We start from the raw sequence: 21,030 nt of genomic DNA on the forward strand, positions 1-21,030 counted from the left end.
CGCGACGCGCACCGGGCCCGTTCGGGCTTTCACGTCCGCGCTACCGCACGGGCACCGGGCCGCACGCACGCGCCCGTACCCGGTGGATCACGCCCGAACGGCCGCCCCGCGAAGGAGTCAGGAGCGGTTGCGGCCGTAGAGGGTCTTGACCGCGCGGATCAGCAGGCGCTCGTGGGCCGGTTTGCGGAAGAAGGACAGGATCGGCAGCGGCGACGGCATGCGGCGGAACGTGATCGACTTCGCCACCGCGAACTCGCGCAGCCCGTCCTCGCCGTGGATGCGGCCGAAGCCGGACTCGCCCACGCCGCCGAACGGGAGCGTGGACATGCCGGCGAACGTGAAGACCGAGTTGATCGACGTCATGCCGGACCGCATGCCGCGGGCCAGCGCGATGGCGCGACGGTGGCCGAAGACCGCGCCGCCCAGGCCGTACGGCAACGCGTTCGCCTTGACCAGCGCCTCGTCGGCGTCCGCGACCCGGGTGACGGTGAGCGTCGGCCCGAACGTCTCCTCGCGGATCGCGGCCGCGTCGTCCGGCACGTCGACCAGCACGGTCGGGTACACGTACGGCGGCTGGACCGCGTCGGCGCCGCCGACCACCGCGCGGGCGCCGCGGGCCAGCGCGTCGTCGATGTGCCGGCGGATGACGTCGATCTGGCCGGGCATGGTGATCGGGCCGAGGTGCGCGTTCTCCGCGCCGACCGTGAGCTTCCGCGCGCCGGCGGCGAGCCGTGCCACGAACTCGTCGTGGATCGCCGACACCACGTAGACGCGTTCGATGCCGACGCAGGTCTGGCCCGCGTTGGACATGCCGCCCCAGAGCGCGGCGTCCACGGCCAGGTCGAGGTCCGCGTCCTCGTCGACGATCATGGCGTCCTTGCCGCCGGCCTCGATCAGCACCGGGGTCAGCGTCTCCGCGCACGCGGCCATGACCGTGCGCGCGGTGGCGGTGGAGCCGGTGAAGCCGAGTTTGCCCACGCCGGCCCGGCAGAGCGCGGCGCCGGTGTCGCCGAGGCCGTGGACCACCTGGAGGACCGGGTGTTCCGGTACGGCCTCGGCGAGCACGTCGGCCAGCCACTGGCCGACCGCGGGCGTGTACTCACTGGGTTTGAAGACGACCGCGTTGCCGGCCGCGAGTGCGTAACCGATCGAGCCGAGCGGGGTGAGGACCGGATAGTTCCACGGGCCGATCACGCCGACCACGCCGTACGGCCGGTACTCCAGGTGCGCGGAGTGCTCGGCCACCAGCAGGCGGGTGCGCACCCGGCGCGGGCCGAGCACCCGTTTCGCGTTGTTCGCCGCCCAGTCGATGTGCTCGAGCGCGCTCGCCGCCTCGACCGCCGCGTCGAAGAGCGGTTTGCCGGTCTCGCGGTGCACGAGCGCGGTCAGCTCCTCGAGCCGCTGGGCCAGCAGCGTGCGCCAGTGCCGCAACCGCTCGCGCCGGGCGGCGAAGCCCAGGCCGGCCCACCACGCGCCGGCCTGGCGGGCGCGGCGCACCGCGAGCGCCACGTCGTCGGCCGTCGCGACGGGGAAGGTGCCGACCGTCTCGCCGGTGGCGGGATTGGTGGACGTCAACTTCCCGTCGTCGATGACGGGCATCCCGGGAGTCATTCGCTGAGCTTAGAACCGAGGGCTACTCGGAAGTAAGATGTTCGCGGATGATCCTCTCGGCGACCGTCCCGGGGTCCGGCAGTTCGCCCCGCTCGTGCAGCCCGACATAGCGGTCCCGGGCCGGGAACTCCGCGTCCCGCAGCGCCGCCTGCATGTCCGTGTCCATCACGCCGGGGTTCACCGACGCGACGGTCAGCGGCGGTTCGCGGTGCGCGTTCTCGGCCGCGAGGATCTCCATGAAGAACTCGCCGCCGCGCTTGGCCGCGGAGTAGGCGGACCAGTTCTCGATCGTCCGCCCGGCCGCACCGGACGAGATGAACAGCACCCGGGCGGTACGCCCGGCCGCCGCGGCCAGGAACGCGTTGGTGAGCAGCATCGGCGCGGTCAGGTTGACCGTGATCGAGGTGGCCAGCTCGTCCGCCGGGAGCGCGCCGACCGGGCCGACCGGCGTGACCTGGCCGGCGTTGTGGATCAGCACCACCTCGCCGTCCGGAGCGCACGCCGCGCGCAGCTGCTCCGGCGTCGGCAACGTTGAGGGATCGCTCAGGTTTGCGGTCAATAGTGCGACGCGCGCCGGTTCCTGCAGGGCAAGATCGTCCTGCGCGCCGGTGAAGCTCCGGCCGATCCCGACCACCCGGTCCCCGGCCGCGACGACCTGCTCGAACAGCGCGGCACCCAGGCCGCGCGAAACACCAGTGACGAATACGGTCCGCATGCTGTCAGCCGTACCACAGATCATGGCTCTGTCGGCAACACGACCCGGCGAGGAACCGCGCGCCGCCACCAGGAACAATCGCGGTCGACGTGATGATGGAGGTGTCCGGTGAGCCGCATCGGCTTCGCCTGTCTGTGGGCTCCGAACCCGATCGCCACCTGGTCCCACATCCCGTGGCACCTGCGCGCGGCGATGCGCGGGCACGCCGAGGTGCCGGACGTCGGCGTGCAGATCCCGCACCGGGCGCAGACCGCACTGAAGCTGATGCACGTGCGCTGGCGCAACAGCCGCCCGGTCACCACGTGGAAGCAGTCCCGGCTGACCGACGCGTTCCTGCGGCAGGCGATCCAGCGTGGCGCGGACGCGGCGGACGTGGACGCGGTCGTCATGATCCAGGACCTGGCGATCGTGGACCGGCCGTACTTCACGTTCCAGGACATGAGCTTCGACGGGCTGCTGCACATCCAGGAGACGTCCGGCATCCCGCTGTTCCAGCACCTGACCACGGGCGAGCTGCGCCGCCGGCGGGAACGGCAGCTGGAGGTGTACGACCGGGCCGCCGGTGTGATCGCGATGAGCCACTGGCTGGCCCGGAACCTGATCGAGGTGACCGGCGTTCCCGCGGAGAAGGTGCACGTCGTGCACCCGGGCATCTCGGCCGGCGCGTCCGTCGAGGGGCCGCTGCCGGAGAAGACCGGCCCGCGCAACCGGCTGCTCTTCGTCGGCCGCGAGTTCCAGCGCAAGGGCGGCGACCTGGTGGTGGCCGCACTGGAGATCCTGCGCCGCGACTTCGACCCGGAGATCACGCTGACCGTGGCCGGGCCGCGCGAGTGGCCGATGGACGGCGAGATCCCGGACGGTGTCACGTTCCTCGGTGAGCGTTCGCTGGCCGAGGTGGCCGGCCTCTACGACACGCACGACCTGTTCGTGCTGCCGAGCCGGCTGGAGGCGTTCGGCATCGTGTTCGCCGAGGCGGCCGCGCGTGGACTGCCCGCGATCGGGCGGGACGCGTTCGCCATGCCGGAGATCATCCAGCCCGGCGTCTCCGGCGCGCTGGCGTCCGGTGACGACCCGTACGACCTGGCCAAGCTGATCGCGGAGACGCTGGCGGACGACAACCTCTTCGCGGAGTGCGCGGCCCGGGCCGGTGACGTCTCGTCCCGCTTCTCCTGGGACCGCGCCGGCGGAGACGTGGTCCGCGCCGTCGACGGCACGCTCGGCCTGCGCTGACCCGCGGCGACCGCGATGACCGCCCGCGGGCCGAGGGCGTGGGAGACTCGCGCTTGACGTCCGTCAACACAGGAGGCGTGCGCGTTGAACACCATCGGAGTGGTCGGCCTCGGCACGATGGGTGCCGGCATCGTCGAGGTCTTCGCCCGGAACGGCCTGGACGTCGTGGCGGTGGAGATCGGCGAGGCCGCGCTGGAGCGGGGCCGGGGCATCCTGACCGGCTCGACCGACCGGGCCGTGGCGCGCGGGAAGCTCGCGCCGGCCGACCGGGACGCGCTGCTCGGCCGGGTGCGCTTCGAGGTCGGGACGGACGCGCTGCGCGACGCCGACCTGGTGATCGAGGCGGTGCCGGAACGGCTGGACCTCAAGCGATCGGTCTTCGCGGAGCTGGACCGGGTCTGCAAGCCGTCCGCGGTCCTGGCCACCAACACGTCCTCGCTGCCGGTCACCGAGATCGCGGTCGGCACCGTCCGGCCGGACCGGGTGATCGGCATGCACTTCTTCAACCCGGCGCCGGTGATGAAGCTGGTCGAGGTGGTCCGGACCGTGGTCACCGCGGACGACGTGGTCGCGGACGTGGCGGCGCTCTGCACGCGGCTCGGCAAGCGCGGCGTGGTCATCGGCGACCGGGCCGGGTTCATCGCGAACGCGCTGCTCTTCGGCTACCTGAACCACGCGGTCACGCTGTACGGGAACGGGTACGTCTCGCGCGCGGACCTGGACACGGCGATGCGCGTGGGCTGCGGGTTGCCGATGGGCCCGCTGGCGCTGCTCGACCTGATCGGGCTGGACGTCGCCGCCGAGATCCTGGACACGATGTACCGCCGCGGTGGCCGGGACCGCCGCCACGCCCCGGCACCGCTGATCACGCAGCTGGTGACCGCCGGCTTCCTGGGCCGGAAGTCCGGGCGCGGCTTCTACACGTACGAGCAGCCGGGCTCCGCGAAGGTCCGCGCCGACGACGCCGGGCCGGACCCGGACGGCGACGCGGCGGCGGTGCGCACGATCGGCGTCGTCGGCGCGGGCGCACCGGCGGCCGGGCTCGTCGAGGCGTTCGCCACGGCGGGCTTCGCCGTCGTCGCGGTCGCCGGCCACGACGCGGGGGACGCGGACCGCGCGGAGCCGCCCACCTCGCTCCCGGCGGAGGGGCCAGTGGCGGACGGACCGGCGGCGGACGGGCGTGGCCGGGTCACCGTCGCGTCCGGTCTGGACCGGCTCGCCGAGGTGGACCTCGTGGTGGAGGCCGTCGACGGGGACCTCGCCGCGAAGAAGGCGCTCCTCGCGGAGCTGGACGCGGTCTGCGGACCCGGCACCGTCCTGGTCACCACCGTGTCCTCGCTGCCGGTGCTCGAGATCGCGATGGCCACCCGGCGCCCGGCGGACGTGGCCGGCCTGCACCTCACCGGCCCGGAGCTGGCCGAGCTCGTGCACACGATCCGCACCTCGCCGGGGACGCGGGCGACGGTTCGCGCCGTGCTGCGGCGGCTGGGCCGGACCGTGGTGTCCAGTCCGGACCGCGCCGGTCTCGTGGTGCGCGCGCTGCTCTTCCCGTATCTGAACGACGCGGTCCGCATGCTGGAGGCCGGTTACTCCACCGCGGCCGACATCGACGCGGCGATGACGCTCGGCTGCGGCTACCCGGCCGGTCCGTTCGAGATGCTCGACGCGATCGGGCCGGACACGGTGCTGGCGACGCTGCGCGCGCTCTACCGGGAGTCACGCGAACCGGGCCTCGCACCGGCGCCGCTGCTGGAGCGGATGGTGGTGGCGGGGCGGGGCTTCCGCACCGTCAACTAGGGGTTGACGCTCCGGCTAGCGTCAACCTATGGTTGACGAATGGCTACCGAACCCGTCATCCGGCTCGATGACCTCATCGAGCACGTCAAGAGTCAGCATCCGAACGGTGATCACCTGACCCGGGTCTCCGACGCGATCCTGGTCGGCGAGCACCTCGGCGACCTCTCCGACCACCTGGTCGGTCACTTCGTCGACCAGGCCCGGCGGTCCGGCGCGAGCTGGGCCGAGATCGGCCGCAGCCTGGGCGTCAGCAAGCAGGCCGTGCAGAAGCGCTTCGTCGGCGACCCGGCCGGGCTGGTCGACGAGAGCCGGTTCAGCCGGTTCACGCACCGGGCCAAGGTCGTCATGGAGCAGACGGTCAAGGCCGCGCGCGCGGCCGGCAACGACGTGGTGCGCACCGAGCACCTCGTCCTCGGCCTGCTCGACGAGCCGAACTCGCTCGCCGCGATGGCCATCCAGGACCAGGGCGTGTCGCTCGCGGACGTCCAGGTCGCGGTCGCCGGCGTGCTGCCGCCGCGGGTCGAGGGTGAGCTGCCGCCGCACCTGCCGTTCTCGGCCGGGGCGAAGAAGCTGCTCGACCTGATCGTCCGGGAGGCTCTGCGGCTCGGCCACAACTACGTCGGCACCGAGCACATGCTGCTGGCGCTGCTGGACGAGCACGAGGACGCGGGCGGCGCGGCACTGCGCGGCCTCGGCCTCACCAAGGAGCGCGCGGAGACCTGGATCGTCGCCACGCTCGACACCCTGAAGAAGTAGGCGAGCGGTCCGGGACGTGGTGGAAGACGCCCCGGACCCGCCGTCGCCTACTCGTCCGCCAGGGCCGCGACCGGCGCGACGCGAGCCGCGCGTCGTGCCGGGAGCGCGGCCGCGAGCAGCCCGATGACCGCGGCCACCAGCACCACCAGACCGATCCGGGGGTACGGCAGGGAGACCTCGGCCCAGGCGTGCGGGATCGACGCGTAGACGCCGGCCACCCCGAACCCGATGCCCAGCGCCACCCCGGCCACGGCCCCGATCAGCGCCAGCGTCATCCCCTCGGCCAGCAGGCTCGCGCGCAGCTGACGCCGGCTCAGTCCGAGCGCCCGGAGCAGCCCGAACTCGCGGGTCCGCTCCAGCACCGAGAGCGTGAGCGTGTTCGTGATCCCGGCGACCGAGATCAGCACCGAGAAGATCACCAGCACGCCGACCACGGCGAGCAGCGTGTCCACGGTCCGGTTGATCTGCTCGGCCCGGCTCCGCACGTCGGTGACCACGGCCAGCGGCACGGTGTCGGTCACGGACGCGACCGCGCGGCGCGCCGCCGCCGCGGTCACGTCGTCCTCGGTGAACACCCACAGCTCCGCGCGCCGCTCCACGCGCTGCACCTCGGGCAGCGCGACCAACCGCGCGGCCAGGTCCGCCGGGAGCCGCTGCCCGTCCGGCGCGGCCACCACGAAGTCGGTCGGGAACCGGCGCTGCAGTTCCGCCGCGGAGCTGGTGGCCAGCGACTGCGCGCCGACCAGGAACGTGGTCACCACCGTGATGCCGACGGTCAGCGCCAGCGCGGTCGCGGCCGCCCGGCGCGGCTGCCGCTCACCGGACCGCGCCGCCAGCCGCCCGCCGGAGCCGAAGACCAGCAGCGCCGGCCGGACCGCGAGCCGCCAGGCTGGCACGACCAGCACCGGGCCGAGCGCGACCAGCGCCAGCATGGCCGGGAGCGCGCCCGCGGCGGCCAGCACCACGGTGTTGCCGACCGCGCCGGCGCCCACCATCGCGGCCGAGACCAGCGCGAGCAGCGTGCCGGCCAGCACGCGGCGGCGCGACGCGGCGGCCTCGACCGGTGCGTCCGGGCGGCGCAGCGCCGCGATCGGGGCGAGCCGGGTCGCGCTCCGGGCCGGCCCGACCGCGGCCAGCACGGTCACGCCGACACCGGTCAGCGCGCCGAGCAGCACGGTCTGCGGCGTCACCTGCATGGGCGCGGTCATCCGGCCGTTGCCGAGCGACTCGAGCCCGGTGGCGCCGAACTGCCCGGCCAGCAGGCCGAGCCCGAAGCCGGCCACGGACGCGAACCCGCCGACGATCGCGGCCTCGGCCAGCACCAGCCGGAACAGCTGACCGCGCAGCGCACCGGCGAGCCGCAGCAGCGCCAGCTCGCGTTCCCGCTGGGCGACCAGGATGGCGAACGTGTTGTGGATGACCATCGCGGCGACCACCAGCGCCACCAGCGCGAAGCCGAGCAGGCCGGCGCGCATCATGGTCACGCTGCCGACCTGCGCGCCGGCCAGCCGGTCCGCGTACTCGGCACCGGTGCTCACCCGGGCACCGGGCAGCGCGGCCGCGACCGTGTCCGCGATCGTGCGCTGGTCCGCGCCGGCGACCCGGATCGCGCCCCAGCCGGACACCCCGGTCGCGGCGCGGAAGTCCGCGGGCGGCAGGAAGACGGTGAAGTAGGGGACGCCCTCGGCGAGCGCGCTGATCCGTACCGGATGCGGGTTCCGCCGGTTCGCGACGAGCGTCAGCGAGTCACCGGGCGACCAGCCACGCTCCGCCGCGGTGGCCGCGTCGACCACGGCCTCGCCCGGCCCGGGGAACGTGCCCGCGGTCAGGCGCAGCGCGGCCAGCTCCGGCCGCTCGGGCAGCGCCCGGATCATGGTGGCGGTCGCGCCGAGCACCGAGACCACGCGGCCGTCCGGGCCCAGCACCGGCGACTCCGCGGCGGCCTCGCCGGCCGCGTCCGTCACGCCGGGCAGCGCGGCCACCCGGGCCAGATCGGCGTCGGAGAACCGGCCGTCGGCGACCGCGCGGGCGGCCACCGGTTCGGCGTCCCGGGCGGCGTCCCGGTAGAGGCTCGCGGTCATGGTGTCGGTCAGGATCAGCGTGCCGGTCACGAACGCGACCCCCAGCGCGACGGCGAGGGCGGTCAGCAGCAGCCGGGTCCGGCGGGCCCGCAGCCCGGAGAGGAGAACGTTTCGCACGCCTTCCGACGCTATGGACGCGCGCCGCCGCGGTCGTCTGTCTCAGGTCGACCGCGCATCCTCCTCAGGTACACATTCAGCGGACCAAGCCGTTCCGGTAGGCGTAGACGACGATCTGCACGCGGTCGCGCAGGTCCAGCTTGGTCAGGATCCGGCTGATGTGCGACTTGACCGTGGTCTCCGCGACGAACAGCTCACCGGCGATCTCCGCGTTCGACCGGCCGCGCGCCACCAGCAGCAGCACCTCGTGCTCCCGGTCGGTGAGCGCGTCCGCCGGGCCGGGGCCGGCGGAGTCGTCCGGCAGGTACGGCGCGAATCGCTCCAGCAGCCGCCGGGTGGTCGACGGCGCCACCACGGAGTCGCCGGAGTGCACCACCCGGATCGCGGACAGCAGGTCCTCCGGCGGCGCGTCCTTGAGCAGGAACCCGGACGCGCCGGCCCGGATCGCGGCGAACGCGTACTCGTCCAGGTCGAACGTGGTCAGCACCAGCACCCGCGGCGGGTCCGGCAGCGCGCGGATCCGGCGGCACGCGGTCACGCCGTCCACGGTGGGCATGCGCACGTCCATCAGCACCACGTCCACCCGGTGCGCGCTGACCGCCTCGATCGCCTCGCCGCCGTCGCCGGCCTCGGCCACCACGGTCAGGTCCGGCTGCGTCTGCAACAGCATGCGGAACCCGGTGCGGACCAGTCGCTGGTCGTCCACCAGCAGGACCCGGATCATGCGCTCTCCTTGGTGAACGGCAGTTCCGCCCGGACCCGGAAGCCGCGCTCCGGCCCGGGCCCGGTCTCCAGACGGCCACCGGCCGCGCCGACCCGCTCCCGCATGCCGACGATCCCGTGGCCGCCGGCGCCGCCGGCCGGCCCCGCGCCGGTGTCCGTCACCTCGACGATCAGTGCGGTCCGGCGCCAGGCCAGCGTCACGGCCGCGGTCGTGCCGGGCCCGCCGTGCTTGAGCGCGTTGGTCAGCGCCTCCTGCACCACGCGGTACGCGGTCAGGCCCAGCCCCGCCGGGACCGGCCGTTCCCGCCCGGTGACCCGCAGCGTCGCCGGCAACGCCGCGCCGGCGACCAGCGCCGCGATCTCCGCCACGCCCGGCTGCGGCGCCGGGCCGTCCCCGGGACCACCGCGCCGCCCGCCGGCACCGCCCGGCCCGGCATCACCGCGGAGCCCGTCGTCGCCACGCGGCCCGGCGGTGCCGGGCGGTCCGGCGGTGCCGGGCAGCGCGTCGTCGCTGCGCAGGACGCCGAGCAGGCCGCGGAGCTCGGTCAGCGCCTCCCGGCCGGTCGCCGAGATCGTGCCCAGCGCCTCGCGGGCCAGGTCCGGCGCGGAGTCCAGCGCGTACCGGGCGCCGTCCGCCTGCACCACGATCACCGAGACGTGGTGCGCCACCACGTCGTGCAGCTCGCGGGCGATCCGGGCCCGCTCCTCCGCGACCGCGGCCCGGTCCAGCGCGCGGCGTTCCCGCTCCAGCCGGTCCGCGCGCTCGGCCAGCTGCTGGTACCAGCGGCGGCGGCTGCGGGTGGCGTCGCCCCAGATCCAGCCGACCGCGAGCGGCGCCGCGTAGACCGTCCAGAGCACCGCCACGCCGCCGGCCGTCAGCGCGACCGTGGCCTGGTCGCTGGTGGCCAGCCGGGCCACCACGAGCACCGGCGCGACCGCGATCCAGAACGGGCCGGACCAGCGGGCCCAGCCCGGCCCGTCGGCCGCGACCGAGTAGAGCGCCATCGGCATGGCCAGGTAGACGGGCAGGAACACGACCGTGTCCGAGACCGCGACCAGCGTCAGCCCGGCCGCCAGCACCAGCAGGTAGGCCGCGCCGGGCCGGCGGTGCCGCAGCACCATGCCGGCCACCAGCGCGAGCACCACCGGCCAGACCAGCACGCCGGCGAGACCGTCCGCGACCAGCGCGAACGGGATCGAGGCGACGCCGAGCGGCACGGCCACCAGCGCGGTCATGATCGAGGGGTGTCGCCGAAGCCACGCGTAGACCCGGTGCACCAGGCGAGCGTACGTGCCCGCCCGTACCCTTGATCCCGTGAGCCCGCGCCGTAACCACCGCCGTGCCGAGGGCGGTCCGGTCGACCGGGACCGCGCCCGTCAGGGTGTGCAGACCGTGCAGACGTGGAACGACGGCGAGTGGCTGGTCCGCGGCGTAGCGCCGACCAACGCGGTCAAGATCTATCGCTGCCCCGGCTGTCAGCAGACCATTCCGCCGGGCGTGGCACACATCGTGGCCTGGCCGGCGGACGGGCGCGGCGATCTCACCGACCGCCGGCACTGGCACAGCGGTTGCTGGAAGGCACGCGACCGGCGGCATCCGTCCGGTCGCTGAGAGGATTGCTGTCATGGCCCCGATCCGCGCGAACTCGATCCTGCCGGCCCACCGGGAGGACATCGAACTGCACACCGCCGACGGCCTCACGCTGGTCGGCGAGCTGGCCCGCCCGCTGGACCGCGAGCCGGTCGCCACGCTGGTCTGCCTGCACCCGCTGCCCACCCACGGCGGCATGATGGACAGTCACGTGTTCCGCAAGGCCGCGTGGCGGCTGCCCGCGCTGGCCGGCGTCGCGGTGCTGCGCTTCAACACGCGCGGCACCAGCAGCACGCGCGGCACCAGCGAGGGCACGTTCGACAACGCGCGCGGCGAGCGCTACGACGTCGCGGCCGCGATCGAGTACGCCGAGTTCGCGGAGCTGCCCAACGTGTGGCTGCTCGGCTGGTCGTTCGGCACCGACCTGACGCTCAAGTTCGGCTGCGACCCGTCCGTGGCCGGCGCGATCCTGCTCTCCCCGCCGCTGCGCTTCTCCCAGCCCGACGACCTGCGCATCTGGGCGGAGACCGGCAAGCCGCTGACCGCGCTGGTCCCCGAGTTCGACGACTACCTGCGCCCGGCCGAGGCGGTCTCCCGGTTCGCGGCCGTCCCCCAGGCCGAGGTGATCGGGGTCGACGGGGCCAAGCACCTCTGGGTCGGCGACGCCGAGACCGTCCTCAACGAGGTCGTCACCCGCGTCGCGCCCGGCGTGCCGGTCCCGCTCCCCACCGACTGGGACGGCCCGATGGAGTCCGGCGACTCCAGCGCGTACGCGGACCGTACGGTCGCCGCCTTCTCCGAGGTCCCGGTCACCGGCCCGGAGCAGCGCACCGCCTGAACCCGTTCGCCCCTGAGCGCACGCTCGGGGGCGAACGGTCAGAGCTCGCGGACCGGGGGCAGCTCCGCGGGGGCCGGCCAGCCCGGGAGCCAGGTGGCGCGCTGCGACCAGACCTCGCGCCAGTAACCGGCGCGGCCGGTGAGCCGCGCGCCGGCGGCCCGGAGCGCGATGCCGGTGACCAGCAGCGCCCGGCCGGCGCGCGCCCGGGCGGGGGACCAGCGCAGGCGCAGATACGTGGTCTTGCCGCGGAGGACCATGACGCGCTTGCCGACGCTGGTCGACGAGGCGCCGTTGACGTGCAGCACCTTGGCGTCCGGGACCAGCGTGGGCACCGCACCGGCGGCGGTGGCGCGCTGGGAGAGGTCGATGTCCTCGCTGTACATGAAGTAGTCGGGCGTGAAGCCGCCCAGCTCGGTGAAGAGCGCGCGGTCGATCAGCAGCAGGCAGCCGGAGCCGGCCGGGACCGGGCCGGCCAGGTCGCGCGGGCGGTCCGGCAGCTCCTCCGGGTTGAGCAGCGCGGACCGGCGGAAGACCGTGGAGAGGCCGGTGGCGAAGCAGAGGTAGCCCCACAGCGTGGGCAGCGCGTAGATCGACCGGCCGTCGTCGGCGCCGTGCACGTCGAGCGTGCGGCCGACGTAGACGCGGGACGCGGGGACGGCGCGGGCGAAGGTCAGGAACGCGCCGATCACGTCGCCGACCGGTTCCGCGTCCGGGTTGAGCAGCATCAGGTAGTCGCCGGTCGCGTGCGCGGCACCGGCGTTGACGGCCCGGCCGAAGCCGACGTTCACGGCCAGCCGGACCACGCGCACCTCGGGCAGCGCGGCCGCGATCGCGTCGGCGGAGCCGTCCGAGGACGCGTTGTCCACCACGATCACCTCGTACGACGCGAGGCTGGGCGTGCCGAGCAGCGTGCGCAGCCCGCGGATGGTCAGCTCGCTCGTGTTGTACGAGACCACCACGACACTCACGTCGGTCATGACGCCGGACTCCCCTCTACGCGGTGGTGACGCGGCGACCGGCACCGCACCGATGATCCGTGCGGGCGCGCGCTCACGCCGCTCCCGCCCGGCTCGACTCGTCCCGTTCCCAGGTGGTGCTCGGGGCGCGGCGGGCCTGGGCCGCGGCCAGCAGGGTGAGGCCGACGTAGATCACGCCGGCCGGGGCCAGCCAGGGCCGGCGCAGCACCACGTCGCGCAGCCAGGACCACCGGTCGGACCTCCGGGTGCCGGCCGAGGCCGCGCGCAGCGCCGTGTTGCCGGAGCGGACCCGGCGCAGGCGGGCCAGCAGGTCGGCGGTGCGGCGCGGGGTGGCGACCTCGGCGGCGGCCTCGTCGACGACCACGCGCTCGTCCGCGCCGAACAGCGAGTCGAGGAAGAGGTCGTCCGCCATCACGGCCGGGAACTCGCCGAACCGTGACCGGCCGGTGGCGGAGAGTGCGATCACGCCGCGCCCGAACAGGCCGGTGCGAACCGCGGGCAGCCGGTTGTGGATCGCGTAGTACGCGCGGACGGCCAGCGGGCGGCCGGTCAGGTCCGGTTCGCGGCGCGGGACCGCGACCAGCGCGCCGGTCCGGCGCAGCGCCTCGGCGAGCCGGTGCACCGAGCCCGGGGTCAGCACCACGTCACCGTCCACATAGATGCGTGGGAAGCCGGTGGCGGTGCGGTCGCCCGCGTTCAGCGCCGCGGTCTTGGAGCCCTCGGCCAGTTCGACCACGTGCACGTCGCCGCGGTCGCGGGCGATCGCGGCGGTGTCGTCGGTGCAGCCGTTCGGCACCACGACCACCTGCACCTCGGGGCCGGTGACGCGATCGAGGCACCGGCCGAGCATCGCCGCCTCGTTGTGGGCGGGAACCACCACGCTGATCACCAGGGCACGTTCCTTTCGGGGCAATCATTTGCCTCAGCGAGTCTTTCCGCGCACCCGTCGAAATGGCAAGAAGCTCAACGTTGTGAAACCTGTCGGTCCGGTGCGGCATGTCCGACTTTTCGCTCTCCAATGCGCCGCTTGTCGCTTAGCCGACACGCTCTTTGGCTTAGGTGACCTTGTAAACGTGCAGGCCAGGCGGCCAAAGTGGCGTGACGGCCGACAACTTTGAGAACCATCGAACAATGTTGTACGGCCTCGATTTCTACCGTTCGTGGGGAGTGGTTTACGTGGCCAGGGATCGGCGGCCGCACGTCGCGATCATCGTGGTGAATCTGCCCGTGGAACGGGATCGCCGGGTGATTCGTGAGTGCCTCGCGCTGGAGTCCGCCGGTTACCGGGTCACCGTCATCTGCCCGCGCGGATCGCAGGCCCTGACCCGGCTCCCCGGCACCCGGGACACCGCGATCCGGTCGTTCCGCCAGCCGTTCGCCGGCTCGGGCGTGCTCAGCTTCGCCGGCGAGTTCGCCTGGTCGTTCCTCTGCGTCACGCTGCACCTGCTCCGCCTGCTGGTCACCGACCGGGTCGACGCGGCCCAGGCGTGCAACCCGCCGGACGTGTTCTGGCCGCTGGCGCTGCTGATGCGCCTGATGGGCAAGCCGTTCGTCTTCGACCACCACGACCTCAGCCCGGAGCTCTACCGCGCCAAGACGGACACGCCGAACCCGGCGGTGCTGCGCGTCCTCACGGTCTTCGAGCGTCTCTCCATGGCGTGCGCGTCCTGGGTGCTGTCGACGAACGAGTCGTACCGGGAGATCGCGATCGGGCGCGGCCGGCAGGACCCGGCACGGGTCACCGTGGTGCGCAACGGCCCGGCCAGCAGCGAGATCACCCATGCGGCGGCGCCGGAGGCGGGCGGCCGGAAGCGGATCGTCTACCTCGGCGTGATCAACCCGCAGGACAACGTGCGCGCGGCGGTGCTCGCGGCGTCCCGGCTGGCCGAGATGCGCGGCCGGGACGACTGGGAGATGGTCATCGCCGGGGACGGCGACAGCCTGCCCGAGCTGCGCACGCTCGCCACCGACCTGGGCCTGGACGACGTCGTCTACTTCGCCGGCTGGCTCGGCGGCGACGAGGTGGACGCGCTGCTGGCGTCCGGCACGATCGGCATCCAGCCGGACCAGCCGGACCCGATGTCGAACGTCTCCACCATGGCGAAGACCGTGGAGTACGTGGCGCGCGGCCTGCCCGTGGTCGCGGTCGACCTGCTGGAGACGCGGCGCACCGCCGAGGGCGCCGCGGTCTACACGCCGTCCGCGCTGCCGGAGGAGTTCGCGAAGGCACTGGACGCGCTGCTGGACGACCCGGAGGGCCGGGAGCGGATGCGGGAGATCGGGTTGCAGCGCTTCCACAGCCGGCTGGCGTGGGAGCACCAGGCGGCCGCGTACCTCTCGGTCTGGTCCGAGCTGGTGCCGATGCCCGCGCCGGCCGCGGCGGAGATCCCCCGGCAGCGCGAGGCGGACTGGTTCCCGTTCGGTGACGACCACGGGGCCGACAACGACCGGGTCGCTCGGGGATGATCAAGAAAAGACCGGGACGACCGAGGAGACGTACGTGCACGTGAGCAAGAAGACGATCGTGGTGGCCGCGGTGGCCGTGCTGCTGCTGGTGGGGGCCGCCGTGCTCTACGCGGGCCGGTTGGGCTGGCTCCTCGGGGGCGTCGACGGATGACCGCCGGCCGACGACGCGCGCTGATCGTCGGGGTGCTGGCCGTGGCCCTGCTGGCGGTGGCCGGCGTCGCCTACGCCGGCCGGGCCGGGTGGATCCCCGGTAACGCCGCGGCCGGCGACCAGTACCGGCTGGCGAACCCGGTGCCGCCGTCCGGTGGTGCGGCCACACCGGGCGGTACCGGCGGGCTGGGTGCCTCGCCCGAGACCACCGGCTCGCCGGACGCCTCGTCCACGTCGACGTCCGCCCCGGCGCCGTCACCGGCGCCGCCGCCCGAGGTCACGCGGCCGGGGGAGGACAGCACCGGGGTGCCGGACGGCGTGACGCTGACGGCGTACACCGGGCCGCTGCGGATCACCCAGGCCGGCACCGTGATCGACGGCAAGCGGATCGACGGGTGCCTGGACGTGCGGGCCCGGGACGTGGTGATCAAGCGGTCGAAGCTGACCTGCGGCGGCATCATGCTCAAGATCGAGCAGCGGACCGCGAACCTGACGATCGAGGACAGCGACCTGGACGGCGCGCAGACCGGCTTCGTGGCCGGTTACTGGAACTACACGCTGAGCCGGGTCGACGTCTACAACATCGAGGAGGGGCCGCGGGTCGGCAGCAACGTCATCATCGCCGACAGCTGGTTCCACTCGATGCACCCGGCGCAGTCGGACGAGGCGCACCAGGACCTGATGCAGACCAACGGCGGGTCCAACTCCACGATCCGCGGCAACGTCTTCGACGCGACCAGCACGGTGGCGGGCGTGTCGTTCAACGCGGCGTTCCAGGTCGGCGCGGAGTTCGAGCCGCTGGAGAACGTGCTGGTCGAGGAGAACTGGTTCAACGGCGGCGGCTACACGGTGAACATCCGCAACGATCCGCAGATCAGCAACGTGCTGTTCCGGAACAACGTCTTCGGGCCCAGGCACGGGTACGGCGAGGTGTCCCGGGCGGACTCGCCGGGCATCATCTGGGAGGACAGCAACGTCTCGGAGGCCGACCGCAAACCGGTCTGGTGAGCGGCCGCGGCACCCCGGTGCGCGGTCGGCCTCAGGTCACCCGGTTCGCGGTCGGCCTCCGGCCACGTGGTGAAGGGCAGGCCGCCGGCCTGCCCTTCACCACGCCGCTCTGCCGGACCACCCGTCGACGTGCAGGGAGGCCGCCCGCGGCCGACCGGTGCCCGCGGGAGCACCGGTAGCCGGCCACGCCGGAAGCGGGAAAACGGTTCCGCGGTCCGGGGTCCGCGTTTCGGCGCTCAGAAACCCAGGCCGGACGGCAGCGCGGAGGCCAGCTCGAGCGTCGCCCAGCTCAGGCCCATGCCACCGCTGATCGCGGCGCCGCCACGGCGCACCGGCCGCAGGTCGCGGGCGCTCTCCAGCGCGCCGCGCACCGCGCTTCTCGCGAGCTTGCCCGGGTTCTGCACGGTCCAGCCGGCGAACGCGCGCTGAAGCCGGCGGCGCTGTGCCTCGTCGAGGTCCGCGGCCTGGATCGCCTTCCACAGCTGACTCGCGTAATACCAGGTCAGCGCGCGTGGCGCCGGCTCCGACGTGTAGTCGCGGATGTCGCGCCGCGCGGCCCGGGAGGTGAGCCGGCTGGTGTGCTGGCGGTTCCGGTAGAGCGGCGCCGGGTAGACCGCGACCGGTCCCTGCAGCGCCAGTTCCGCGAGCAGCACCCGGTCCGCGTTCCAGAACGGCAGCAGGCCGCGGGTGCGCGCGATCGCGGCGCGCCGGTAGACGCCGAACACACTGAAGCAGGAGTGCCGGAACGACGCCAGGTCGCCGAAGCGCACGGCCGGGTCCGGATCGTCCAGCCGGATCAGCTCGTCCGGGACGCCCAGCGGCGTACCGGCCTCGTCGATCAGGCGGACCTTGGTGAACGCGCCGATCGCGTCCGGCCGCTGGTCGAGCAGCTCGACGCAGCGCTGGAAGTAGGCCGGGTCGTACTCGTCGTCCGCGGCCACCCACGCGTACAGCTCCGCGTCGCTGAGCGCGAAGACGCGGTTGAAGTTGCCGGGCGCGCCGATGTTGGTCTCGTTGCGCACGTAGCGGAAGCGCGGGTCCTCGGCCGCCACGGCCCGGACGATCCGCGCGGTCGCGTCCGTCGACGCGTTGTCACAGACCGTGACCACGAAGTCGGTGAACGTCTGGCGGCGCAGGCAGTCCAGCACCGACGGCAGGTACCTCTCACCGTTGTGGACGGGCAGACCGATACCGAGCCGGGGCATCCGCGCGGCCTCCTCGCGTTGGGGTGGGTGCGATGGTTTCTACCAGGCAATTCCTAGTTACCGGAACCCCCGTACCGGCCGGTCTGTCGGGTTTCTGCGGTGGTCCTGGCCGTTCGGCCCCGGCGATTCGCGACCCGGGGCCGCAGTCCGCCCCCGAACCGCCAGCGGACCTGCGGTTTCCCCGATTTCCCTCTTAAGATCAACTGCTTGCCGTCGTACGTTTTCGCTGCTGGGAGCCGCTCGATGACTGAAGCTGGGCCGCACAGCAGCGGAACCGTCCGCCGAGCCGTGATCTGGTCCTACGTGCTCACCGGCGGTAACTTCGCGGTGACCGGCGTCGTGACGTTCGTGATGGCCGCGTTCGTGCCGCCCGCCGAGTTCGGCGTGATGGCGCTCGCGCTGGTCTGGGTGACGTTCGCGCAGATGCTCATGCAGCACGGACCGGCGCAGGCGGTGATCCAGCGCGAGGACGTCACCGACCGGCACTTCGACGCCGCGTTCTGGAGCACGCTCGGGCTGGCCACGGTGTTCGCCGGCCTGCTCGCCGCGATCGCGCCGCTGTGGGCGCTCTGGAACGGCACCCCCCGGCTCGCGTACGTGTGCTGGGCGCTCGCGCCGGTGATCGTGCTCAACGCGCTCGCCGTGCTCCCGGACGCGATCCTGCGCCGCCGGATGGACATGAAGCGCATCTCGCTGCGGGTGCTCACGGTCGCGTCGATCTCCGGCGTGCTGGGCGTCGGCGCGGCGGTCGCCGGGCTCGGCGTGTGGGCGTACGCGGTGCAGCAGATCACCATGTCCGCGCTGACCGTCGCGGTCGTCTGGACCGTCACCGAATGGCGCCCCCGGCGCGGCGGCATCGGCCCGGCCCTGCGCGACCTGCGGCGCTTCTCGCTGCACTCGCTGTCGGAGGTCACCGCGTTCTTCGTCTCCAGCCGCATCGACGCGCTGGTGATGGGCGCGTTCTTCGGCCCGGCCGCGATCGGGCTGTACCGCTTCGCGGTACGGATCGTCGAGATGGTCAACAGCGTCGCGGCCGGCGGCATCGGCCAGGTCTCACTGGCCGACCTCTCCCGGCTGACGGACGACCGGGCGGCGTTCGGGCGGCGGCTGGGCCAGTTCCTGCACGCCGCCGCGCTGATCATGTATCCGGCGCTGGGCGTGCTCGCCGCGACCGCGGGCCCGCTGCTGCGGCTGGTCGGCGAGGAATGGGAACCGGCCGCGGGCGCGCTGCGGGTGCTGTGCGCGACCGGCGCCATCACGATGATCGGCAGCATCCTGACCCCGGCCGTCCAGGCCGCCGGCCGCCCCGGCGTCGGCGCGGTCATCGGCTGGGTCGAGGCGGCGGCCGCCGCCACCTCGATCGTCGCCGTCGGCCTGTGGATGCGCGACGCCCCGGTCCCGACCCAGGTCCTGGCGATCGCCTGGACGGTGTTCGCGGTCCAGGGCACGATGACGCTGGTGTACGCGTGGGTGGCGCTCTACCGGGTGCTGCGCCTGAAGGCCCGCACGGTCCTGCTGCCGTCACTGCCGCCGTTCGCCGCCGGCCTGACCGCCCTCGGCACCGGCCTGCTGGTGGAGTCCCTGCTGCCGGGCGACACCCACGTCGTCCTCGGCCTCCTGCTGACCGGCTGCGCGGCCGTGGCCACGGTGGTGATCCTGCTGCTCGCCCTGGACCCCCGGCTACGCCGCCTCGCGACATCACTTCTGCGCCGCGCCTGACATGCCGGGACCGCCGACCTCGCCGCCGATGCCAACCGGCGTCAAAATCTGTCAGGTTGTGAGGTCACGGAACTGTCTGATCGCGGTACGCGTGAATAGCGGCGCTGAACCGCGTCATTTCGACGCAGCAAAAGCGCCGCTCCCCGGGTGGAGCGGCGCCGGCGTGGTCCTCGCGGGCGGCGTTACGGCGCGTTGCCGAAGGCGGCCAGGCTCTCTTGGGACGTGGACAGCTCGCTCAGCACGACGCCGAGGGCGCTGTCGAGTTCAGGGGTAGCAGACGCCAGGAGCTCGCCGATCGGCAGGTCACGGACATCACGGAGCGCTGTCTCGGTATCCCGGACAGGGTCGACGGTGTTCACGAAGGCCACTCCTGGTGTATTGCGCACTTTACGTCCCTATATTGCCATTCGGCGTGCCTGGCTCGTGACGGCACGCGTACGGCTCCTCCGAGAAGCGGCAAGACGAGTGCATACGCTACCGGTTCCGGGTGCCCGGCGGAGGTGCGGAGTCGCGCAATTGCCGGTTCGCGGGACGGTATGAACCGTCCGGCCGTCCGCTAGGGAATCGTCAGCGTGAGTTTTTGCGCATGGAACGCCTCAGCGTAACGCGTGCGGCACTCTACGCCGCGAATGCGCGCGAGTCCGAGAAACACCTCGTCGTCCCACCAGTCGCGGGGGGACTGGGAGGGGAAGTGTTCGTGGAGGAGCGCGACCTTGTGGTGGGCGACGGCGTCGGGCATGGGGACGTAGACGGTGGGGCGGCCGAGGTCGCCGTCCCACTTGGGGATCTCGTAGTTGAGGACGAGGGCGTCGCGGAACGCGGTGGGGGCGAGTTCGCCGAGCAGGCGATGGTCCTGGTGGGCGTCGCCGGACCAGGGGGCGACGACCAGGTCGGGGGTGGTGTCGCGGGCGGTGCGCTCGATCTGGGTCTTGACCGTGTCCCAGTGCGCGGGGAGGCGGCCGTCGGGGAGCGTGCCGAGGTCGAAGGTGAGGTCGGCGCCGGGGAGGAACGCGGCGGCGGCGGCGCGGGCCTCGGCCTGGCGGGCCGGGGTGCCGGTGGCCAGCACGTAGCGGACCGCGAGGCCGGGGTTCGCGGCGGCGACCTGCAGGAGCAGGCCGCCGGCGGCGATCTCGATGTCGTCGGGGTGGGCGCCGAGCGCGACCAGCGAGCGGATGCCGGTGAGCGCGAGCGGGCGCATCAGCCCGCCACGAGCGACGAGGCCCGGGTGGGCTGGCCCGGGATGATGAGCTTGCGCGCGACGCCGTTGCGGTTGTCGTCCCAGAGCATCCACGGGCAGTCGCCGCGGGCGAACATCTCCTCCAGTTCGGCGCGGTCCTTGAACGTGTCCGCGGCGCGCCAGAACCCGTCGTACCGCTGGGCCTGCAGTTTGCCCTGGGGGATCAGCCGGTCGAACGCGTGCGGGACCATGTCCTCGCCCTCGTGCAGGTACTCGAAGATGTCCGGCTTCATCACGAAGAATCCGCCGTTCTCGTACTGCATCAGGTCGCGGACCTCGCGGACGCGGGTGACCAGGCCGTTGTCGCCCATCTCGACCACGTGGTGGGTGGAGACCGGCGGGACCGCGAGCATGCTGACCACGGCGCCGCTGTCGCGGAACGACGCGACGGAGGTGTCCAGGTCCGAGGCGGTCAGCGTGTCCGCGTAGTTGGCCAGGAAGATCTCCTCGTCCTGGACGTGCTCGCGGACCTTCATCAGCCGCTCGCCGATGGTGGCGCGCAGGCCGGTGTCGATGAACGTGATGTTCCAGTCGCTGATGTCGGTGGAGAACATCCGGATGTCCCGGCCGCCACCGGTCAGCGTGAAGTCGTTGGAGATCGTCTCGTCGTACCGGAGGAAGTAGTCCTTGACCGCGGCCGCGCCGTAGCCCAGGCAGAGGATGAAGTCCTTGTGCCCGAAGTGGGCGTAGTACCGCATCACGTGCCAGAGCAGGGGGCGGTCGCCGATCAGCTGCATCGGCTTGGGGGCCGAGGCGGCGCCTTCCCGCATGCGCATGCCGAAACCACCGCAGAAGAGGACGACCTTCAC

Annotated in this window: 19 protein-coding genes; 8 read left to right on the forward strand and 11 right to left on the reverse strand. The window is 73.2% G+C overall.

Features of this window, described 5'->3' with window-relative positions; all coding sequences use genetic code 11:
- Positions 1 to 117 precede the first annotated feature (117 nt).
- The gene (locus tag J2S44_RS24670; protein ID WP_310418449.1) at positions 118 to 1,611 is read right to left on the reverse strand and encodes an aldehyde dehydrogenase family protein; all 1,494 of its coding nucleotides are present in this window, start codon (positions 1,609 to 1,611) and stop codon (positions 118 to 120) included.
- A 22-nt stretch (positions 1,612 to 1,633) separates the two neighbouring features.
- Entirely contained in the window at positions 1,634 to 2,326 is a 693-nt protein-coding gene (locus tag J2S44_RS24675; RefSeq protein ID WP_310418451.1) for an SDR family NAD(P)-dependent oxidoreductase, read from the reverse strand.
- 108 nt (positions 2,327 to 2,434) lie between these two features.
- Here J2S44_RS24675 and J2S44_RS24680 point away from each other — a divergent pair, with 108 nt between their 5' ends.
- The 3 genes from J2S44_RS24680 (at position 2,435) to J2S44_RS24690 (ending at position 6,109) form a co-directional block, all read left to right on the forward strand.
- Entirely contained in the window at positions 2,435 to 3,556 is a 1,122-nt protein-coding gene (locus J2S44_RS24680) for a glycosyltransferase family 4 protein (RefSeq protein ID WP_310418453.1), read from the forward strand.
- 84 nt (positions 3,557 to 3,640) lie between these two features.
- Positions 3,641 to 5,353, forward strand: coding sequence for a 3-hydroxyacyl-CoA dehydrogenase NAD-binding domain-containing protein (locus tag J2S44_RS24685; RefSeq protein ID WP_310418454.1), 1,713 nt, complete (start codon positions 3,641 to 3,643; stop codon positions 5,351 to 5,353).
- A 39-nt stretch (positions 5,354 to 5,392) separates the two neighbouring features.
- Positions 5,393 to 6,109, forward strand: coding sequence for a Clp protease N-terminal domain-containing protein (locus tag J2S44_RS24690; RefSeq protein WP_310418456.1), 717 nt, complete (start codon positions 5,393 to 5,395; stop codon positions 6,107 to 6,109).
- A gap of 47 nt (positions 6,110 to 6,156) precedes the next feature.
- On the opposite strand, the gene J2S44_RS24695 is transcribed toward J2S44_RS24690, so the two are convergent.
- The 3 genes from J2S44_RS24695 to J2S44_RS24705 form a co-directional block, all read right to left on the reverse strand.
- Positions 6,157 to 8,307 carry an FtsX-like permease family protein gene (locus tag J2S44_RS24695; protein WP_310418458.1) on the reverse strand — a complete coding sequence of 717 codons (2,151 nt, stop codon included), beginning with the start codon at positions 8,305 to 8,307 and terminating at the stop codon, positions 6,157 to 6,159.
- Positions 8,308 to 8,383: 76 nt separating this feature from the next.
- Complete coding sequence (locus J2S44_RS24700; protein WP_310418460.1) at positions 8,384 to 9,031, reverse strand: response regulator; 648 nt, start codon at positions 9,029 to 9,031, stop codon at positions 8,384 to 8,386.
- Complete coding sequence (locus J2S44_RS24705) at positions 9,028 to 10,308, reverse strand: sensor histidine kinase (protein WP_310418461.1); 1,281 nt, start codon at positions 10,306 to 10,308, stop codon at positions 9,028 to 9,030. The genes J2S44_RS24700 and J2S44_RS24705 overlap by 4 nt, the downstream gene beginning before the upstream one ends.
- 37 nt (positions 10,309 to 10,345) lie before the next feature.
- Here J2S44_RS24705 and J2S44_RS24710 point away from each other — a divergent pair, with 37 nt between their 5' ends.
- Together J2S44_RS24710 and J2S44_RS24715 are read left to right on the forward strand one after the other, a co-directional pair.
- Complete coding sequence (locus tag J2S44_RS24710) at positions 10,346 to 10,642, forward strand: Rv1322 family protein (RefSeq protein ID WP_310418463.1); 297 nt, start codon at positions 10,346 to 10,348, stop codon at positions 10,640 to 10,642.
- Positions 10,643 to 10,655: 13 nt separating this feature from the next.
- Positions 10,656 to 11,459 carry an alpha/beta hydrolase gene (locus J2S44_RS24715; RefSeq protein ID WP_310418465.1) on the forward strand — a complete coding sequence of 268 codons (804 nt, stop codon included), beginning with the start codon at positions 10,656 to 10,658 and terminating at the stop codon, positions 11,457 to 11,459.
- A gap of 38 nt (positions 11,460 to 11,497) precedes the next feature.
- Here the strand turns inward: J2S44_RS24715 and J2S44_RS24720 are convergent, their stop codons facing one another.
- Both J2S44_RS24720 and J2S44_RS24725 read right to left on the reverse strand, forming a co-directional pair.
- On the reverse strand, positions 11,498 to 12,436 hold the full coding sequence (locus J2S44_RS24720) for a glycosyltransferase family 2 protein (protein ID WP_310418467.1): 939 nt from the start codon (positions 12,434 to 12,436) through the stop codon (positions 11,498 to 11,500).
- A gap of 73 nt (positions 12,437 to 12,509) precedes the next feature.
- A complete protein-coding gene (locus J2S44_RS24725; RefSeq protein ID WP_310418469.1) occupies positions 12,510 to 13,325 on the reverse strand; it encodes a glycosyltransferase family 2 protein in 816 nt (271 codons plus the stop codon).
- 287 nt (positions 13,326 to 13,612) lie between these two features.
- On the opposite strand from J2S44_RS24725, the gene J2S44_RS24730 reads away from it, so the two are divergent.
- Positions 13,613 to 14,902, forward strand: a complete 1,290-nt coding sequence (locus J2S44_RS24730) for a glycosyltransferase family 4 protein (protein WP_310418471.1) — start codon at positions 13,613 to 13,615, stop codon at positions 14,900 to 14,902.
- 147 nt (positions 14,903 to 15,049) lie between these two features.
- On the forward strand, positions 15,050 to 16,060 hold the full coding sequence (locus J2S44_RS24735) for a hypothetical protein (RefSeq protein ID WP_310418472.1): 1,011 nt from the start codon (positions 15,050 to 15,052) through the stop codon (positions 16,058 to 16,060).
- A 236-nt stretch (positions 16,061 to 16,296) separates the two neighbouring features.
- Here the strand turns inward: J2S44_RS24735 and J2S44_RS24740 are convergent, their stop codons facing one another.
- On the reverse strand, positions 16,297 to 17,265 hold the full coding sequence (locus tag J2S44_RS24740; RefSeq protein WP_310418475.1) for a glycosyltransferase family 2 protein: 969 nt from the start codon (positions 17,263 to 17,265) through the stop codon (positions 16,297 to 16,299).
- Between the two features lie 243 nt (positions 17,266 to 17,508).
- Between J2S44_RS24740 and J2S44_RS24745 the strand changes: the two genes are divergently transcribed.
- Positions 17,509 to 18,984, forward strand: a complete 1,476-nt coding sequence (locus J2S44_RS24745; RefSeq protein WP_310418477.1) for a lipopolysaccharide biosynthesis protein — start codon at positions 17,509 to 17,511, stop codon at positions 18,982 to 18,984.
- Between the two features lie 182 nt (positions 18,985 to 19,166).
- On the opposite strand, the gene J2S44_RS24750 is transcribed toward J2S44_RS24745, so the two are convergent.
- The 3 genes from J2S44_RS24750 to J2S44_RS24760 all read right to left on the reverse strand — a co-directional run bounded on the left by J2S44_RS24750 (position 19,167) and on the right by J2S44_RS24760 (position 21,030).
- Positions 19,167 to 19,343 carry a hypothetical protein gene (locus J2S44_RS24750; RefSeq protein WP_310418478.1) on the reverse strand — a complete coding sequence of 59 codons (177 nt, stop codon included), beginning with the start codon at positions 19,341 to 19,343 and terminating at the stop codon, positions 19,167 to 19,169.
- A gap of 197 nt (positions 19,344 to 19,540) precedes the next feature.
- Positions 19,541 to 20,182: a PIG-L deacetylase family protein gene (locus tag J2S44_RS24755; protein WP_310418481.1), complete on the reverse strand. Its 642-nt coding sequence runs from the start codon at positions 20,180 to 20,182 to the stop codon at positions 19,541 to 19,543.
- Entirely contained in the window at positions 20,182 to 21,030 is an 849-nt protein-coding gene (locus J2S44_RS24760; protein ID WP_310418484.1) for a sugar phosphate nucleotidyltransferase, read from the reverse strand. The genes J2S44_RS24755 and J2S44_RS24760 overlap by 1 nt, the downstream gene beginning before the upstream one ends.

It is taken from the genome of Catenuloplanes niger (assembly GCF_031458255.1).
GTDB lineage: Bacteria > Actinomycetota > Actinomycetes > Mycobacteriales > Micromonosporaceae > Catenuloplanes > Catenuloplanes niger.

Coding starts and splice junctions, on each gene's coding strand:
- J2S44_RS24670 (WP_310418449.1), bottom strand. CDS start 1,611: ATGACTCCCGGGATGCCCGTCATCGACGACGGGAAGTTGACGTCCACC.
- J2S44_RS24675 (WP_310418451.1), bottom strand. CDS start 2,326: ATGCGGACCGTATTCGTCACTGGTGTTTCGCGCGGCCTGGGTGCCGCG.
- J2S44_RS24690 (WP_310418456.1), top strand. CDS start 5,393: ATGGCTACCGAACCCGTCATCCGGCTCGATGACCTCATCGAGCACGTC.
- J2S44_RS24700 (WP_310418460.1), bottom strand. CDS start 9,031: ATGATCCGGGTCCTGCTGGTGGACGACCAGCGACTGGTCCGCACCGGG.
- J2S44_RS24715 (WP_310418465.1), top strand. CDS start 10,656: ATGGCCCCGATCCGCGCGAACTCGATCCTGCCGGCCCACCGGGAGGAC.
- J2S44_RS24720 (WP_310418467.1), bottom strand. CDS start 12,436: ATGACCGACGTGAGTGTCGTGGTGGTCTCGTACAACACGAGCGAGCTG.
- J2S44_RS24735 (WP_310418472.1), top strand. CDS start 15,050: ATGACCGCCGGCCGACGACGCGCGCTGATCGTCGGGGTGCTGGCCGTG.
- J2S44_RS24740 (WP_310418475.1), bottom strand. CDS start 17,265: ATGCCCCGGCTCGGTATCGGTCTGCCCGTCCACAACGGTGAGAGGTAC.
- J2S44_RS24745 (WP_310418477.1), top strand. CDS start 17,509: ATGACTGAAGCTGGGCCGCACAGCAGCGGAACCGTCCGCCGAGCCGTG.
- J2S44_RS24755 (WP_310418481.1), bottom strand. CDS start 20,182: ATGCGCCCGCTCGCGCTCACCGGCATCCGCTCGCTGGTCGCGCTCGGC.